Raw genomic sequence first — 16,492 nt, forward strand, 5'->3', positions numbered from 1 at the left:
ACGCAATTCATGCGTTCCGCCGTTTCCATTTCTGCACCTAGAGGCGAACCTCTCGGCCTGTTTCTGCTGATTCATAAATGGCGGACAAGATTTGGATCATTTCAACGCCATGTTCTGGCCGAATAATGGGCTCTGCTCGATCTGCCAAGCAATCGATAAAGTGATTAATATTGGCATGATGCATCTTAACTGGTTTCCCTTGGGTACGGGAAGACTTGGTATCCACTAATTGGCCGTTCATTTCTGAAAATAGACCTAACTCGAAATTTCGGTAAGTTGCGCCTGCTTTCGTCCCGCGAAGCTCAACAAAATAAGTCTCTTCTTCAATATTGGAAGCCCAGCTGAACTCGATTTGCAGCGTAGCGCCGTTGTCAAAGCGGATAAAACCTACAGCCAAATCTTCCACATCGAACGTTCCACCCGTCTGCTTCTCCCCAAAGCCGCTATGCTTCGAGTCCGATACATCGCTGTCGGCAAATTTCCGATAGGTGGCTCCACTGACGGCGACTGGCTTGGGATTGCCCATGACCCACACCGCGATATCGATAAAATGAACGCCTAAATCAATTAAAGGACCACCGCCAGATAATTCCTTCGTCGTAAACCAACCGCCCTTGCCGGGGATTCCCCTGCGACGAATCCAGCCGCAGCGTCCGGTATAGATCTCACCAAGGCCGCCTTCTTTTGCATACTGCTGTAGGAACTGGGCGTTCGGATGGAAGCGATTATTGCGGATCGTCATGAGCAGCTTACCGCTTTGGGCCGCAGCATCAGCCATCTTCTGCGCCTCGACGGGAGAGACCGCATCCGGTTTCTCGCAGATAACATGGATTCCCGCTTGTAAGGCGGCAATTGCAATTTCCGAGTGATACAGATTTGGTGTACAAATATCAATGACATCCAAATTAGCCTCAGCTATCATTTGCTTATAATCGGTGTAAACGAGTTTTGCAGCCGACAACTGAGCCATTTCGTGTGCACGTGCTTCATTCACGTCGCAGATGGCGACGATCTCGCACTCTTGATTTTCCTTCCAGGCCTTCAAATGCGACTCTTTGAAAATGCCGCCAGCTCCAGCGATGCCAATTCGATATGTTGGTCTCATTGTTCAATCCTCCTCCATGTGCTCACACATGCTTATCCAATTTAATTTTTTCAAATTTCGTTCATGCAAATTTATTATAAGAAATGCGTTTATGAGGAGGAATGCCCGATCTTGTATCAGTTGACTTATTTTGCATTTTATTAAAATATAAGAGTTGAAAGTGAATAAGGGAGGCGACCATGGAAAATTACGGATTTCGTTATATACATGTGGGTTACTCCCACCATCGTGCACCACACCGCAACCAGTTGGATCGTAGAAACGATGGCGTACTGATGAGGCTGCAAGTGAATGGGACTTGCCGTGTTGAACTCAATGGTATTTCACATCACATTCGCACCGGCGATTTGATTATTTCCAGACCAGGAAGCACCTATCAGTTATTCATAGGCGAAGAGAGGGGGATGGATGAACAGTGCCTTGTTGATAGTGCGGATTACTATGTGGTATGTGGGGGGGAATGGGTTGACCAATGGCTCTCCAGTCAGACCTTAACCGATGTCGCTCACATTGAGGTCAATGATGATTTGCTTAGTCTGTGGCGGAGGTTAATTTATGAAAAACGGAATTTGCATGAGAAAAACACAGAAATAATTGCCTGCTGCGCCAAGTTGCTTTGCTTGACGCTTGAGCGGTCCGTCGTTAAAATGTTGGCCGGCGTCGGCCGCAAGGAACATTTCATTGCTAATAAGCTTAAGCAATATATTGAAAAGCATGCGACGGAAGCGCTCACGCTGGAGGAGCTGGCCGCGCGCAATGGCGTCAGTACGTCAACCGCTTCCCATATGTTTAAGGTAGCTTTTGGCGTTCCGCCTATGCGATATGCCGTTGAGGTTCGTCTAGTCATTGCCAGCGAACGTATTCTGTACAGTGACATGCGGCTTGAGGATGCTGCTGAAGCATCCGGTTTCCGCAGCTATCCTTACTTCTGTCGCGCGTTTCGTACTAAATATGGGCAAAGTCCTAGTGAATATCGGACGCAACACTGGCAAGTCGACGAAGGGAGGTCCAATGGCAATGATTTATGAAATCAGATGTTATAGCTGGCTGATTACGAAACAAAAGGTCAATCTGTTGAGTAGATTGACCTTTTGTTTTCTATTGGTACAGATTTAACTCAGCGATCGTCCAAGAATTACTCGTGGATCTCGTCTGTGTAACTTTGATATATCTTGCAAAATGAAGGGGTATAGCGATCTCACGTCTTGTGTAGGAACAGCTCCGCTGGCCTTAGCCCGGCCATTTTTATATTTGAATTTCAAAGGAACTTTATACATATTTAATAAATTGTTTAGGCGTCTTGCCATAAGTTCGTTTGAAAATTCGTATAAAATAACTTGTCTCCATACCCAGTTGCTGTGCCACCTTTTCAACAGTAATTGAAGGGTTCTCTTCAAATAGTTGAATTGAACGGCGCATTCGGATCTGTTGGATATATAGCATGGGTGACATACCGTAAATACTTACGAACAGACGATGGAAATGTTGAACAGAATATCCGACTGCTCTTGCCAAGTTGGATAAATGCAAGCGTTCATTATAGTGATCATGAATAAGCTTAATCGCTTCTTGTAAAGCAGCATTGGAATGTCCAATTGGTTTAATGCGCTGATTTATTTCTTGATCGGACTGCCCTTCAATGACAGACAATAGGAAATCATACATTTTTCTAGACGCTTCCCAATAACCACTTTCGCTATTCAAGTTGATAAGCTGCCATAAGGATTCAAGCTTATTCCAATACTCCTGAAACTGGTTATTCTTTAGTAGCGTGGGATTGTGGTTGCCAAGATGCTCGAGAATGGAACTAGCAATGGAGCCGCTAAAAGCCACAAAGCCTAGTTCCCAAGCTTCCTCACTTTCATCAGGAAAATATTCATGATGTACACCAGCGGGAAGGATTAGCATGGCGCCAGGCGTCATCACCATATCCTGACTACCCTGTAAGCGAAATATTCCCTTCCCGCGTCGGCTTAAGAAAAGTTGATGAGCTGGATACCCATCAGGTCTTAGAAGATGCTTTTGCTCATGACTGCCTACACAATACACATAGAGGGGCAATTTGTTATCGAGCATAGCAAATTCAGCAAAAAGGAAAGGCATCAACTTATTTTCACCACCAATGTTCATATTGTACGATTTTTTAATTCATAAGTTCTACTATTTTATCAGCTATTTGTCCTATAATCAAAATATATAAGAGAATACGAGGATAAACATAGAGGAGAGATGATTTGAAAATGACTCACAAATTTCATCCAATTAGCCCTAAGCTCCCCGTCTTGATGCACGGCGCTGATTATAATCCAGACCAATGGCTTCACAATCCACAGGTGTTGGAAGAAGATATTCGTCTGATGAAGCTGGCTGGCTGCAACGTGATGGCCATTGGTATTTTTGCTTGGGCTGCATTAGAGCCTGCAGAAGGAACCTTTACTTTCGAGTGGATGGATCGGATTTTGAATACGTTTGCTGAGAATGGCATCTATGCATGGCTCTCAACACCTAGTGGAGCACGTCCTGCGTGGATGTCAGAACGCTATCCAGAAGTTAGAAGGGTAGAAGCGAACCGCGTACGTAATTTGTATGGCATTAGGCACAATCATTGCTTTACCAGTCCCATTTATCGGGAAAAGACCGCGATAATCAACACCAAGCTTGCTGAACGGTATGGCAATCATCCAGCGGTCATTGGCTGGCACATTTCTAATGAATTTGGTGGAGATTGCCATTGTGCGTATTGTCAGGATGCTTTCCGAGAGTGGCTGCAAAAGAAATACGGTTCGCTGGAAGCGTTAAATGCGGCTTGGTGGACCTCATTCTGGGCACATACGATTACGGATTGGTCGCAGGTCGAATCTCCAGCACCACATGGTGAGTATATGGTACATGGGCATAATCTGGATTGGCGTCGATTCGTTACGGACCAAACAGTAAATTTCTGCAAGCATGAGATTGATGCGGTTCGGGGATCTAATTCTGCTCTTCCCGTTACAACAAATATGCATTTAATTGAAGGCCTGGACTATCGAAAGTTTGCCGAAATATTGGACGTGATTTCTTGGGATGCCTATCCAACTTGGCATGAAGGGCAGAATGACAGTCAATTAGGTGCTTCCATTGCTTTCTATCATGATCTGTTCCGCTCGCTGAAGAAGAAGCCCTTTCTGTTGATGGAAAGCACACCTAGCCTTACGAACTGGCAGTCGGTCAGCAAGCTGAAGCAACCCGGCATGCACAGATTGTCCTCCCTTCAAGCTGTAGCGCATGGCTCGGATTCCGTACAATATTTCCAATGGCGTAAAAGCAGAGGATCCAGTGAGAAATTCCATGGAGCAGTCGTTGACCATTGCGGACATGAATATACACGTGTGTTTAAAGATGTAGCAGAGTTGGGAGAGACCTTATCCACTATTTCCGAAGTAATAGGCACTACGACGCCTTCGGAAACAGCGATTCTGTTCGATTGGGATAACCGCTGGGCCGTGAAAGACGCACAAGGACCGCGTAATATGGGCATTCATTATGAGGAAACCATACTTGCCCATCACCAAGCATTCTGGGAACAAGGTGTGCCGGTCGATGTTATTAGTTCGGAGGATGACCTATCTTCATACAAGCTAGTCGTTGCGCCTATGTTGTATCTATGTCGTGAAGAAACGGGTCGTAAACTGGAAAGGTTCGTAGAGCAAGGCGGAACGTTGGTAACAACCTATTGGTCTGGTATTGTCAACGAGCACGATTTGTGTCATCTGGGTGGATTCCCGGGACCACTTCGGAAAACGCTTGGCATTTGGGCAGAAGAGATTGAAGGTTTATATGATCACGATCGTAATGGCCTATCGATGTCAATAAATAATCAACTGGGACTAACGGGCACTTTCGAGTCGCATGAGATCTGTGAACTGATCCATACCGAAGGCGCTGAGGTACTGGGTGTCTATACGGACAGCTTCTATGCAGGGCAACCCGCCCTTACGGTTAATCGTTTTGGAAAAGGGAAAGCTTATCACATGGCTACGCGTTTGAAGGCAGATTTTCTTCAGGCTTTTTACTCGAAACTTATTGAGCAAACGGGCGTTGCAAAAGCGATGAATACGTACATCCCTCAGGGAGTAACTGTTCAGGTGCGCACAGATACTTCAATGGAGTATGTATTTATCATGAATTTCAGCGGCCAAAGCGAACGTATTTCGCTTGACGACAGAGATTACACGTTGTTGGAATCGAATGAAACGGTAAAAGGTGTAATCGATCTACCGGTAAATGGGATTATGCTGCTAAAACGCCCAGCAAAGGAAGCGTGAATAAAACCGGAACTCCAAACTAGGGGTTCCGGTTTGTTTTATTTTTTTCTAAAAAATGTCTATATTCTTCGAAAAAAATGTCAACTTTAAGAGAAGCATTGTTGATATAGTAGAAATCAACTTCATCTCTAGGAGGAGATATCATTGAAATTTGCGGCATTTAGCGGTGTTTTTATGGCACACAGTATTCAAGAAGCTATGAAATTGACCAAAAAGCTGGGCATGGATGGGATCGAAATTGCTGCTCGCGAGCCACATCTTTCTCCGACAACCAGTACGCCGCGGATCCAGGAAATCAAGGCGCTAGCAGCGGATTTGGGACTGGAAATTCCGGTGCTTGCCGGATATATGGGCGGGTTCTCGACGGCTAGCGATCCAGAGTGTGAGCAAGCATTCAGCGATTTCAATCGTTTGTTGGAAATTGGCGGAGAGCTGGGATCTTCCATGATTCGGGTTTCTCCGGGAGGGCCGAATGCTTTCATGGCATACGACTACCACTATGCCAAAGCGGCTCACTGGCTGAATAAATGCGCTGAGATGGCTCAAAAACTTCAAATAAAACTATTGCTTGAAATTCATAATGAATCGCTTGTAGAAACCGTTGACAGCAGCTTGAAGCTATTGAATTTGATCCAGCATGACAATGTTGGGATGATTCACGACGCTGGTAATATGTATATTACAGAGACGGATTACGGCAGGGATTCCATCGTGAATCTGGACAAGCATTTGTTCCATGTTCATGTCAAAGATGAGATTCGCGTGAAGGATGTTGGAGCACCAGGCACTTTCCGTAACTTGACGCATCGCGGAGAAGAAGCGTTTCTGCAAAGTCGCTTGGGCGAGGGGGAAGCTGACCATCAACCGATGTTCGATGCGCTGCAAGAAGTCGGTTATAACGGATGGATAACCTTCGAATGCCATGCGCCATTTCCTGCCTATGAGCGTCTGATGTATGATTTTCAAGTAGTCCAAAAAATGTTGTCTAGGGAACAAAGATGAGGTAAAGACGGACGGCATGCAATACACGGGTACGCATAGATGGGACACATTGAAAAAGTGTTCAGTCTGTGGGTATCTTTTTTCGTTAACAGGAAACGAGAAAGTAAATGGAAAACTTTTTCCTGTCGCCATACTTTCACCATGTTCGTTCTTAGGGAAATAAGCGAAGATAGCTTTAGAAGAAATACGGAGGTTAACCCAATGAATATGAAAACGATCATACACGGCGGTAATCAATACGAAATGCATCTAGAGCATGGCAATTTACATGTGTTTGCAAACTCGGATGTGTTCCAATCCTTTGAAGACAAAGTATTTGAAATGGCAGATAATAACTTACGTATTCCGCGTAATGTGCATATGAGTTACACCCCTGACGCCCATGTTGGTATTGGTACTTGCATTGGGACAACGGCAGTTTGGAGTATGAAGGATGGGTTCGTTTCCCCTTCCATTGTTGGAGTAGACATCGGCTGCGGCATGCGCGTGCATACGACTTCACTGCATAAACGTGATATTCAAGACAAGGGTGTTCGTAGAGTATTAATCAAAGCGATCGAGAAATATGTCCCAACCAATGAGCGTACAAATACGAATTATTCAGATATCGATATCATGGATGTCGTTAAAAACGGATTAAATGGACTCCCAGAAAAATACGTACCAAGCGATCAGTGGTTAACACATGTCGAAGAGTCTACGTTCAAGTTTGAACAGGGCTATCTTGAGAATTTGCCAGCAAAAATCCGTAAATATGCTCACGGGCAGCTTGGGACCCTTGGTGGCGGGAACCATTTTATAGAGATTCAGTATCTAGAAGTGGCAGAAGCTCATAAGGATTTAGCGGCAAAATGGGGCTTGTTTGACGGTCAGGTTGTCGTCATGATTCACTCTGGTTCTCGTGCATGGGGAGCCATGTTGGGTCAAGAATTCACCAAGGTTTTCAGAGAGGTAATGAACAGTTGGGGTGTCGTCAATCCGGATCGGAATCTCTTATATGCGCCAATTGCAAGTCATGAAGGGCAAACTTACTTAAATCTCATGTATTCCGCACTTAACTTTGCAGTAAGTAATCGGCATATGATTGCCTTCGGTGTTCAAGAGGCGTTCCGAGAAGTATTTGGCGAAGATCTTGAAATGCCTGTACTGTATGACCTCATGCATAACTATGCGCTAAAGGAATTTCACCGCAATCAACCGATGCTCGTACATCGGAAGGGTGCGACAAGAGCACTGCCGCCAGGTCATTTCCTGAATACAGCTGCATATAAAGAAACGGGTCATCCTGCATTAATCCCCGGTTCCATGGGAACCTCATCCTATATTATGGTGGGGAGAGACGAAGGCCTTAAAAACTTCTACTCCATTTGTCACGGTGCGGGCAGAGCGAGATCACGGAAAGCGACCAAAGAGCTTGTCACCGTCGACCAATTCGCGCAATCGATGAAAGTTGGGACGGATGATGAGATACTGGTTAATCATCGCTCCTTGCAAACCATCCTTGATGAATGTCCGCAAGCCTATAAAGATGTGGATCAGATTATTGATAGTATTGTGGGTGCATCGCTAGCTGATGTGGTGGCAACTTGTAAGCCTGTGGTTGCGATTAAAGGTGTTTAGGAAATTGTAGTGATGATAGACGTCAATTGACGTATTCATAAATTTGGATGTAAGTACGAATGATTTTACCTTGGCTAGGATGTCAAATCGTCCGGCAGTGCGGACACATCTCTATGTGTCTGTATACTGTAATGTTCATTTCGACTTACATTCCCCAGGTGCAGGGGTTCGAATCCCCTATCGTGTGGAACGATTAGCTCAGTGGTAGAGCACTCGACTTTTAATCGAGCAAAAAATTATTCTTATTTGATCGTGTACGGGAGTCTTCAGTGGCTTTCACATCGCACACTGCGCTACGGCTTTGTAATCTGCAGATACCGATGGCAAGAACGATTAAAACCTTTTGTTACTAACGGGAAGATAGATGGTTTACAAGTGAGAACCCAATATCTCCAACTCATTTCAAATGGCTTTCTTCATTCCTTGTATTCTTAAGCAGAATTCCGCCTTCATCGCAGGGGGACTCCAACTACGTGATCTAACACTCAAGGAGGTTTAACATGTTTAAAAAAGTAACGATACACAATGACGAACGAGGACTGCTATTTCGTAAAGGCAGCTACTATAAAAGCTTACAACCTGGCACTTATCGGCTGTCACCATTTTCGGATGATCATGTTGAGATTTTAAATATTATGAACGCTTTTCATGTAAAAGGAAAAGATCTTCAGTTGTTTATGCATGACGACATACTCATCAAAGAGCTGGATATGATACAGGTTCAAGACAATGAATATGTGCTGCATTATGAAGATGGCAAATTCGTTGGCTTGTTGACAGCTGGAAGATATGCTTTTTGGAATGTATTGAAAGAGCACACCTATCTTCGGGCAGACATACGTAATCCTGAATTGCCCAATGAGATTGATCCAGCTATCATTCCTAAGCTCATTGGTTACTATCAAACATTTGATGTAGCTAGTCACGAAAGTGGAGCCTTGTATTATAACCATGTCATGCAAAAGGAGCTTGCTCCCGGCAAATATTATTTCTGGAAGGGACCTGTCGGAGTCTCTGTGAAAACCGTCGACCTTCGTCAACAGCAAATGGATATGACAGGGCAAGAAATGATGACAGAGGATAAGGTCACTCTGCGACTTAACTTTGTGTGCCAATATCGCGTTTTGAACGCTCTTCGAGCGCTTGAAATCAAGTCGTTTGAAGAGCAAATGTACATTCAACTGCAGCTTGTATTACGTGAGTATGTCGGTACTTTGAAGTTAGATGATTTGCTGAGAATGAAGCAGGAAGTTACTACCTACGTGTTGTCACGCTTGAATGAGAAAAGTCTAGATTATGGCGTGCAATTCTTGTCGGCGGGTGTGAAAGATATTATTTTGCCAGGTGAAATGAAAGATATCCTGAATACGGTCCTGTTGGCTGAGAAAAAAGCTCAAGCCAATCTCATTACGCGGCGCGAGGAGACGGCTTCTACGAGAAGCTTGTTGAATACGGCTAAGCTTATGGATGAGAACCAAACCCTGTTCCGGCTTAAGGAGCTTGAATTCCTGGAGAAGATCTGTGAGAAAATCGGGACGATTTCTTTTCATGGTGGAGGCAACTTATTAGAGCAGTTGAACTCTTTTGTTGGAGATAGAAACCTTTCTAAGGGCTGATAGATTTTATTAATAGGTATGATCATTATAATTAATCTTTCCGCCGCAGATGGATTGACAGTTCTTGGCTTTGACTCGTATGATGTTTGTAAATGAATGGAAAGGAGGCCGACGATATGATTCGCAATCAAATTTCTATGAATAACCTGACAACTGAAAAGCACTTCATACCATCGGTCTCAACCGGACTTGTGACGAATACGTAGGTACTCTTTGAGTTAGCCTATTTAAATTTGACATGAAAAGCCGTAGACGATGTTGGTCTACGGCTTTTTTGCGTCTACAAAAGAGAGGAACAAAACAATGAAAGAAAATTATTATCAACAGGTCCAGATCCCAGCGGGAGTCGTCCATGTATACGCAGGACCTGAGTTATTTAAAGCGCTAGATTATCAAGTATTTCAGATGGCTAATAACAATTTGCAGATTCCAAATCAAGTGTATATGAGCTATACGCCTGACGTACATGTCGGTGTTGGTACTTGCATCGGTACGACAGCAGTATGGCATACGGATAACGGATATGTATCACCGTCTATTGTTGGCAGCGATATTGGCTGTGGCATGCGCGTGCATATGACGAATTTGCATAAAGATGAGCTGAAAGATGTGAAGCTGCGCCGCAAACTGGTGAAGTCGATCGAGAAGTATTTACCCGTTGAGGATCACGCACGCGGTCATTTCTCGGACATCCGATTGGAACACATCGTTACCAAAGGGCTGCATGGTCTACCGAAGAAGTATATTCCGGATGGCTATACGCCTCGAAAGGCAACATCGCTTACGCATGTTGAGAGCAGTAAATTTACTTTGGATGAAAATGCATTGAATCGATTTCCGAGTCATGTTTGGCATCGGTCACATCGACAGCTTGGTACACTTGGGAATGGGAATCATTTTGCAGAGATTCAGTCGATAGAGATTGCGGAAGAGAACCGAGAGGTGGCTGAAGCCTGGGGACTATTTGATGGTCAAGTGGTCATCATGATTCACTCGGGTTCGCGTGCATGGGGTGGCTCTGTGAGCCAAACTTGCAGCAGTGATATGTTGAAGGTGATGCGGATGAACGGATTAGGAACGGCCGATCCTAAGCTCTTATTTGCACCCTTGGAACATCCTGAAGCGAAGACTTATGTCAATCTGATGTATTCTGCACTCAATTATGCGGTTGTCAATCGCCATCTGATTGCCTATGCCATTCGTGAGGCTGGTAAAGATGTGTTTGGCTCGAAGTTTGAAATGACCACCCTGTACGATCTAATGCATAACTATGCATGGGAGGAAAAGCAGGAAGGGCAGTCCTATTTTGTACATCGTAAAGGGGCAACGAGGTCGCTTCCGGCAGGCCATCCGGATAACCCACATCCTTATCTCACAACAGGTCACCCTGCGCTGATTCCGGGTTCAATGGGGACATCTTCCTACATAATGGTAGGAGCACCGGGTGGCAAAGCCAACTTTCACTCCATCTGTCATGGAGCAGGGCGAATTCGCTCACGCAGTGCGACGAAAAGATTGATAACGCTGAATGAATTTGCCTCTTCCATGCGAGTAGGTACGGATGATGAAATTGTCGTAAATCATAGGTCGTTAGAGTCGATTCTAGATGAATCGCCTCAAGCTTACAAAGATGTTGATCAAATTATTGAAAGTGTCGTCGGAGCGGGTTTGGCTGAAGTAGTAGCTAAATGTAAGCCTATGGCGACAGTAAAAGGTGCTAAATGAGACATGTGCATAGCATAGAAATGAACGAAGAATCACCGGCAGTAACAGCTCCGATTAGGACTAAAGGCGACTCGCTTAAAGCATATGGGGACTATGCCTATGTAGTAGAACGGATTCAAAACGTGCTGGGGAAGAAGTACTGTCACGACTTTGAACTCTATTTGAGTGATGATAGGAAAGAAGAGTATTGGGAGCTGCTTGAACAAGATGTGAAGACAGGGTCAAGTGATGTGCAGTTTGTCACTAGGATATTCGATCATATGGAGTCACGTGCTTTCGGGATCGATGGGGAAAATGATGCTGCGGCATATCGAACGTATCCTACCCTGCGGAACAACGTTTTTGCTTACCCGTCCTGGGGAGTCGCTTTAGCTAGAGTACCTATCTTTCGAACGAATGGTGTCGGAGAAGAGGATTTTGTTTTTGCTGTCGATGATGCGAGTTTACTACGTTTTCTAGAACACGCTCGGCAGCGGCGCAGGGATTTGGACCGTCGACAAGTGACCGTTTTCACGGATGGACCTCATGGCATGGAAAAAGAACTGGCGCCCATAACACGTATGGTTGATCGTTCAGAGGTCATCATGAAGAGCGAAGTGAAAACAGATATTTATCGCGCTATCGATCAGTTTTTTACGGAGGATCGCACTTTTTTCAAAGAGTATGATCTTCCTTACAAAAGAGGAATCCTTCTCTATGGGAAGCCTGGGAATGGAAAAACGACGCTCGTCAAATCGATTGCCGGCAGCGTAAAAGCGCCTGTTGCTTATTGGCAAATAACGGAGAACACCGGTAGTGAATCTATTCAAGATGCGTTTCAAGCTGCTGCTAAAATGGCGCCGATGATTCTTGTGATTGAAGATATCGATGCGATGCCGCAGCGGGCAAGGTCGTACTTTTTAAACATTTTGGATGGTGCGACTTCCAAAGAAGGGATATTCCTCATTGGGACAACGAATTATCCCGAGCAAATTGATCCGGCACTGATGAACCGGGCAGGGAGATTCGACCGTGCTTACGAAATCAAACTCCCAGACCTAGAGCTGAGACAGACCTATTTGGAGCAAAAGGGGATAGGGAAGCTTTTGAGTGAAGCCTCGATACTCTTGACAGCGAAGCAAACAGAAGGGTTTACTTTTGCCCAGTTAAATGAATTGTATGTATCCGCTGCACTTCAATGGCATTATGAGCAAAGCGTGGATATCGAGAAGCTAGTGAAATCGATGAAGTCGGATCTGCATAAAGGGCAGACGATGACATGGTTGAAAGAGGATACAGACGTGAGGGTTGGTTTTTTGGTTAGTTGAGAAATGTGATATTAACTATGAATTTAATTTAGGACGTGATTGAGATGTTACAGGGTGACATGCAAACAAAATTGAGTAATCAACTCATCGATATTGGTGTTAATTTAATGCATCGCTCTTTTGATCAAGACCGCGAAGATGTGGTTGCAAGAGCTGTTGCGGCGGGAGTGACCCCACTCCTCTTGACTGGAACAAGCTTAAGAAGCAGCGATGAAGCGTCGCGATATGCAGGTGAATTTCCTGGGAAATTATTTGCAACGGCAGGGATCCATCCGCACGACACGCGCAATTGCAAGGAGCATACGATGGATAAACTGCGCAAGTTGGCGAAACTGCCTCAAGTGGTTGCCATTGGTGAATGTGGACTGGACTATAACCGTGACTTCTCACCTCGCGATATACAGCGGAAATGGTTTGAGGAGCAGATTAAGCTAGCCTGCGAAATGCAAATGCCGCTGTTCTTACATGAGCGAGAGGCTCATTACGATTTCGTTCGTATCATGAAGCCGTATGTCGGTTCAATCAATAAAGCTGTTGTCCATTGTTTTACGGGATCTCTGCAAGAGCTTCACGTATATCTGCAACTAGGATTCTATATTGGAATCACGGGCTGGATCTGCGATGAACGTAGAGGTAAGCATCTGCGTGAACTTGTGAAGCAAGTACCGCTAGATCGTCTAATGCTTGAAACAGATGCACCTTTTCTCACACCGCGAGATTTGCCCGTAAAGCCGCAGGACGGCCGGAATGAGCCCGCTTTTCTTCCGCACATCGCAGCGACAGTTGCAGCATGCCTTGGTAAAACTGCTCAGGAAGTTGCGGATTCAACAGCGCATACAACAAAGGATTTTTTTGGATTGATGAATAGGTGAGGATCTCCCCTGAAGCTTCAATGGGAGATCCTCCTTCTCCTCACCTATCCGCTTTGACTAAATATCCGACGAAAGTCGCTTGGTCTCACACTGGTTTTGCTATAGAACAGGTTCGAAAAATAATGCGGATCATCATATCCCAGCTTATAACCAATATCGCTAATAGTTAGTCTCGTGTCGAGCAGCATTAGCTTAGCGGATTCTATTTTCTTAGTAATCACATAATTATAGATGGTTGTTCCGACTTCTCGTTTAAATAAGCGATTCATTTGCTTCATGGAAAGGCCAATATGGGAGGAGAGCCCTCGCGAGTCGAAGGGATGAAGGATGCTGTTATCCAGAAATTGCTTGATAGCTTGTACGTTTGATGTTAAGGCATTGCCTCTTTTACGTAATGTTTCAGAAAGGCCAACGATCATTCGCATGAGGATGATTTGAAGCTCGCATTGCATGTCCTCGACGGATTTTTGTTTTGCGGCTTCAATGGCCTCTTTAAACAGATGCTCTAACCCGCTATCCTGCGTCACGATATGTGGAAGCAATTGGTAAGCTTCGAGCATTTTTAGGATCCAGTTTCCACTAATATTAAGCCAGATGTAGCTCCATTGCTCCTCATGATGGATGTCCGAGGTAACCTCGTGGTAGCAACCTGCTGGCAGGATAAATATGTCGCCCTCACAAGCTGTATGGGATTGGGTATCGACCCTAACAACGCCTTGGCCTGACAATACGAAACCGAAAACGGTAATCGTTGCAAGCGTTCGAATATTCCTGTATTCCTTTTCACAATAATTAATTCCCAAGAACTGCACACTTAGAGGAGGAGGCTCTCCTACTAATGGCAGGTGATAGATAGGCCCAGACTTACCAGGTTTATTTAGCATTACTTGTATATGGGGTTCCTTCTTTCTTCATTGGTAAGTAGTTTTGTCGTAGTTTCATCTTTCGGTAATTTTACCAAGAATCCATGATGAAGCACAACAGCATTATTTGATTTCAGATGTCCCTTTTCCTCACCTCACGTACCTCTTTCTCTATTAAGCGTTTGTACAAAGCACGCTATACTTATCCTACAAACACAACTAGGTAGATGAAAGGAATCATCGAAATGAAAAGCGATTTTCTCATGCAGCCTCCGCATCCTGAGACGGAATGGTCCGCGTGTACAGGCTATTCGGAATCTGCCCTACCCATAGAACGAATTTTAGATATTTTGTTAAGTGATGCGAGTATTTGTAAGGGACCGGATCATAGATACTATTTGACCGGAACGACAGATGGCTTAAATATACAAGTATGGACATCCTCCGACTTAACATCATGGAGCGGTCCAACAAACATATGGAGCTTGGAGCAACACGGCACATGGCAGAAGGCGAGCAGTGGTTCTAAGGGAATTTGTGCTCCGGAAATCCACTATATGAAAGGGACGTTCTGGATTACTTACGGGTTAAGTGAAGGCGGCACGGGTTTGTTCCAAAGCTTGTCTGCTTCTGTTCAGGGTCCATTTCGGGATATGGGGAAAATAACGAATGATGGACAGGATGCTTCGCTGTTCGAGGATGATGACGGAGCGGTTTATTGGGTTTACGGAAACGGCAACATCGCCAGAATGACGGAGGACCTGACAGGTCTCGTGGAATTACCTCGAATGGTAGAAGTACAGCCTTGGAAGGTTGCGGGGAGGGAAGATCATCCCTCGTTTAGTCAGCATTTGCAGGTAGGATCGTATGGGGCTTTTTTATACAAAAGGGACGGGTATTATTACATGTTTTGCGCAGATGCTCTTGCTAGGATGGGGAGCGATGCTGTGGATACCTTTGTCGCGGTGAGTGAATCGATCTATGGTCCCTACAGTCGGCGGTATTTGGCACTTCCTCATGGCGGTCAAATCTCATTATTTACGGATATAGACAATCAGTTGTATGCCTCTTTTTCTGGATGTGGCAGCTATTCACTGGTCGAGCATTATCCTTCCGTAGTACAAATGTCCGTGGTGAGATCTGGTTTAATAAGACCGAGTGAGGACATACTGCTTGAAAAAGGTGGGGTAGGAACGCTTAAACCCATCGCTGACTTCCCGATTCGTGATCCGCATATTAGTAGAGGGCCGGATGGCATCTATTATTTGACGGGAACGTCGGATAAGCCTCATCACAATTTTTGGGATCGAAATAACCAGCTCCACGTATGGAGTTCGACAGATTTGAAGGAATGGAAGCATGTAGCGAAGGTATGGGATTTGTCCGAGAATGGCACTTGGGAGAACAACATTTATGAGAACCCTTGTCTTTGGGCACCAGAGATGATTTATCTGTATGATACATTCTGGATCACGTATTCACTTCAAGGCGGCGGTACGGGGATGATTAAAAGCATAAGCGGACTTGCGGAGGGACCCTATATCGATATGGGGCGAATGACAAATACGGATATTGATTCCAGTCTGTTTCAAGATGAGGATGGTCAGGTGTATTTTGTTTGGCAGGACGGTAAAATTGCCAGGATGAAGTCGAATATGACGGGCTTTGCGGAAGACCCTCGCAAGTTGTTATGTACGGATGGGCAACGCGTTGGCTACGAGGGTGCCTTCATCGTGAAATATAAAGGCGAGTATATTCTGGGTGCGGCAGAATGGAACGGTGATAAACGCGTTGACGGTACCTACGATTTGATGTATGCGGTAGCGGATGAGCTGTACGGCCCGTATACCCCAAGACGATTGGCAGTTCCACATGGCGGCCACGGAACGATGTTTATTGATCATGACGGCAGACTCATGTCTACATTTTTTGGCAACGACCGCACTGCGCCATTCCGGACGCGTCCAGGAATTGTCGTACTTCATGTCGAAGAGGATGAAGCGGGGCTATGCATCGAGCCTTATTGTGAGTAAGATAAATACATGAATCAAGCTCTGGATTGGGCTGGGTTCATG

Annotated in this window: 12 protein-coding genes; 9 read left to right on the forward strand and 3 right to left on the reverse strand. The window is 45.0% G+C overall.

Annotated elements, in window-relative coordinates; genetic code table 11:
* Positions 1–37: 37 nt before the first annotated feature.
* Positions 38–1,105 carry a Gfo/Idh/MocA family protein gene (locus ASL11_RS21555; RefSeq protein WP_056619475.1) on the reverse strand — a complete coding sequence of 356 codons (1,068 nt, stop codon included), beginning with the start codon at positions 1,103–1,105 and terminating at the stop codon, positions 38–40.
* Positions 1,106–1,284: 179 nt separating this feature from the next.
* Between ASL11_RS21555 and ASL11_RS21560 the strand changes: the two genes are divergently transcribed.
* On the forward strand, positions 1,285–2,133 hold the full coding sequence (locus ASL11_RS21560) for a helix-turn-helix domain-containing protein (protein WP_056619477.1): 849 nt from the start codon (positions 1,285–1,287) through the stop codon (positions 2,131–2,133).
* 241 nt (positions 2,134–2,374) lie between these two features.
* Here the strand turns inward: ASL11_RS21560 and ASL11_RS21565 are convergent, their stop codons facing one another.
* The gene (locus ASL11_RS21565) at positions 2,375–3,208 is read right to left on the reverse strand and encodes an AraC family transcriptional regulator (RefSeq protein ID WP_235550551.1); all 834 of its coding nucleotides are present in this window, start codon (positions 3,206–3,208) and stop codon (positions 2,375–2,377) included.
* A 137-nt stretch (positions 3,209–3,345) separates the two neighbouring features.
* Between ASL11_RS21565 and ASL11_RS21570 the strand changes: the two genes are divergently transcribed.
* The 7 genes from ASL11_RS21570 (at position 3,346) to ASL11_RS21600 (ending at position 13,554) form a co-directional block, all read left to right on the forward strand.
* Positions 3,346–5,412 (forward strand): beta-galactosidase, encoded by a 2,067-nt coding sequence (locus ASL11_RS21570; RefSeq protein ID WP_056619483.1) that lies wholly within the window; start codon positions 3,346–3,348, stop codon positions 5,410–5,412.
* Positions 5,413–5,556: 144 nt separating this feature from the next.
* Positions 5,557–6,414: a sugar phosphate isomerase/epimerase family protein gene (locus ASL11_RS21575; protein WP_056619486.1), complete on the forward strand. Its 858-nt coding sequence runs from the start codon at positions 5,557–5,559 to the stop codon at positions 6,412–6,414.
* 207 nt (positions 6,415–6,621) lie between these two features.
* Positions 6,622–8,034: an RtcB family protein gene (locus ASL11_RS21580; protein WP_056620225.1), complete on the forward strand. Its 1,413-nt coding sequence runs from the start codon at positions 6,622–6,624 to the stop codon at positions 8,032–8,034.
* A gap of 500 nt (positions 8,035–8,534) precedes the next feature.
* Positions 8,535–9,650 (forward strand): slipin family protein, encoded by a 1,116-nt coding sequence (locus ASL11_RS21585; protein ID WP_056619490.1) that lies wholly within the window; start codon positions 8,535–8,537, stop codon positions 9,648–9,650.
* Between the two features lie 303 nt (positions 9,651–9,953).
* Positions 9,954–11,375 carry an RtcB family protein gene (locus ASL11_RS21590; RefSeq protein WP_056619493.1) on the forward strand — a complete coding sequence of 474 codons (1,422 nt, stop codon included), beginning with the start codon at positions 9,954–9,956 and terminating at the stop codon, positions 11,373–11,375.
* A complete protein-coding gene (locus tag ASL11_RS21595; RefSeq protein ID WP_157257007.1) occupies positions 11,372–12,682 on the forward strand; it encodes an AAA family ATPase in 1,311 nt (436 codons plus the stop codon). The genes ASL11_RS21590 and ASL11_RS21595 overlap by 4 nt, the downstream gene beginning before the upstream one ends.
* A 59-nt stretch (positions 12,683–12,741) precedes the next feature.
* Positions 12,742–13,554: a TatD family hydrolase gene (locus tag ASL11_RS21600; protein ID WP_056620228.1), complete on the forward strand. Its 813-nt coding sequence runs from the start codon at positions 12,742–12,744 to the stop codon at positions 13,552–13,554.
* A 44-nt stretch (positions 13,555–13,598) separates the two neighbouring features.
* Here the strand turns inward: ASL11_RS21600 and ASL11_RS21605 are convergent, their stop codons facing one another.
* Complete coding sequence (locus tag ASL11_RS21605; RefSeq protein ID WP_162261662.1) at positions 13,599–14,357, reverse strand: helix-turn-helix domain-containing protein; 759 nt, start codon at positions 14,355–14,357, stop codon at positions 13,599–13,601.
* A gap of 305 nt (positions 14,358–14,662) precedes the next feature.
* Here ASL11_RS21605 and ASL11_RS21610 point away from each other — a divergent pair, with 305 nt between their 5' ends.
* The gene (locus ASL11_RS21610) at positions 14,663–16,450 is read left to right on the forward strand and encodes a family 43 glycosylhydrolase (protein WP_056619499.1); all 1,788 of its coding nucleotides are present in this window, start codon (positions 14,663–14,665) and stop codon (positions 16,448–16,450) included.
* The last annotated feature ends 42 nt before the right edge of the window (positions 16,451–16,492 follow it).

The organism is Paenibacillus sp. Soil750 (assembly GCF_001428045.1).
Classification (GTDB): Bacteria; Bacillota; Bacilli; order Paenibacillales; family NBRC-103111; genus Paenibacillus_E; species Paenibacillus_E allorhizoplanae.

Bases quoted from the DNA above. Each gene is read 5' to 3' on its own strand.
- ASL11_RS21555 (WP_056619475.1), bottom strand. From the start codon at position 1,105: ATGAGACCAACATATCGAATTGGCATCGCTGGAGCTGGCGGCATTTTC.
- ASL11_RS21560 (WP_056619477.1), top strand. From the start codon at position 1,285: ATGGAAAATTACGGATTTCGTTATATACATGTGGGTTACTCCCACCAT.
- ASL11_RS21565 (WP_235550551.1), bottom strand. From the start codon at position 3,208: ATGCCTTTCCTTTTTGCTGAATTTGCTATGCTCGATAACAAATTGCCC.
- ASL11_RS21570 (WP_056619483.1), top strand. From the start codon at position 3,346: ATGACTCACAAATTTCATCCAATTAGCCCTAAGCTCCCCGTCTTGATG.
- ASL11_RS21580 (WP_056620225.1), top strand. From the start codon at position 6,622: ATGAAAACGATCATACACGGCGGTAATCAATACGAAATGCATCTAGAG.
- ASL11_RS21585 (WP_056619490.1), top strand. From the start codon at position 8,535: ATGTTTAAAAAAGTAACGATACACAATGACGAACGAGGACTGCTATTT.
- ASL11_RS21590 (WP_056619493.1), top strand. From the start codon at position 9,954: ATGAAAGAAAATTATTATCAACAGGTCCAGATCCCAGCGGGAGTCGTC.
- ASL11_RS21595 (WP_157257007.1), top strand. From the start codon at position 11,372: ATGAGACATGTGCATAGCATAGAAATGAACGAAGAATCACCGGCAGTA.
- ASL11_RS21600 (WP_056620228.1), top strand. From the start codon at position 12,742: ATGCAAACAAAATTGAGTAATCAACTCATCGATATTGGTGTTAATTTA.
- ASL11_RS21610 (WP_056619499.1), top strand. From the start codon at position 14,663: ATGAAAAGCGATTTTCTCATGCAGCCTCCGCATCCTGAGACGGAATGG.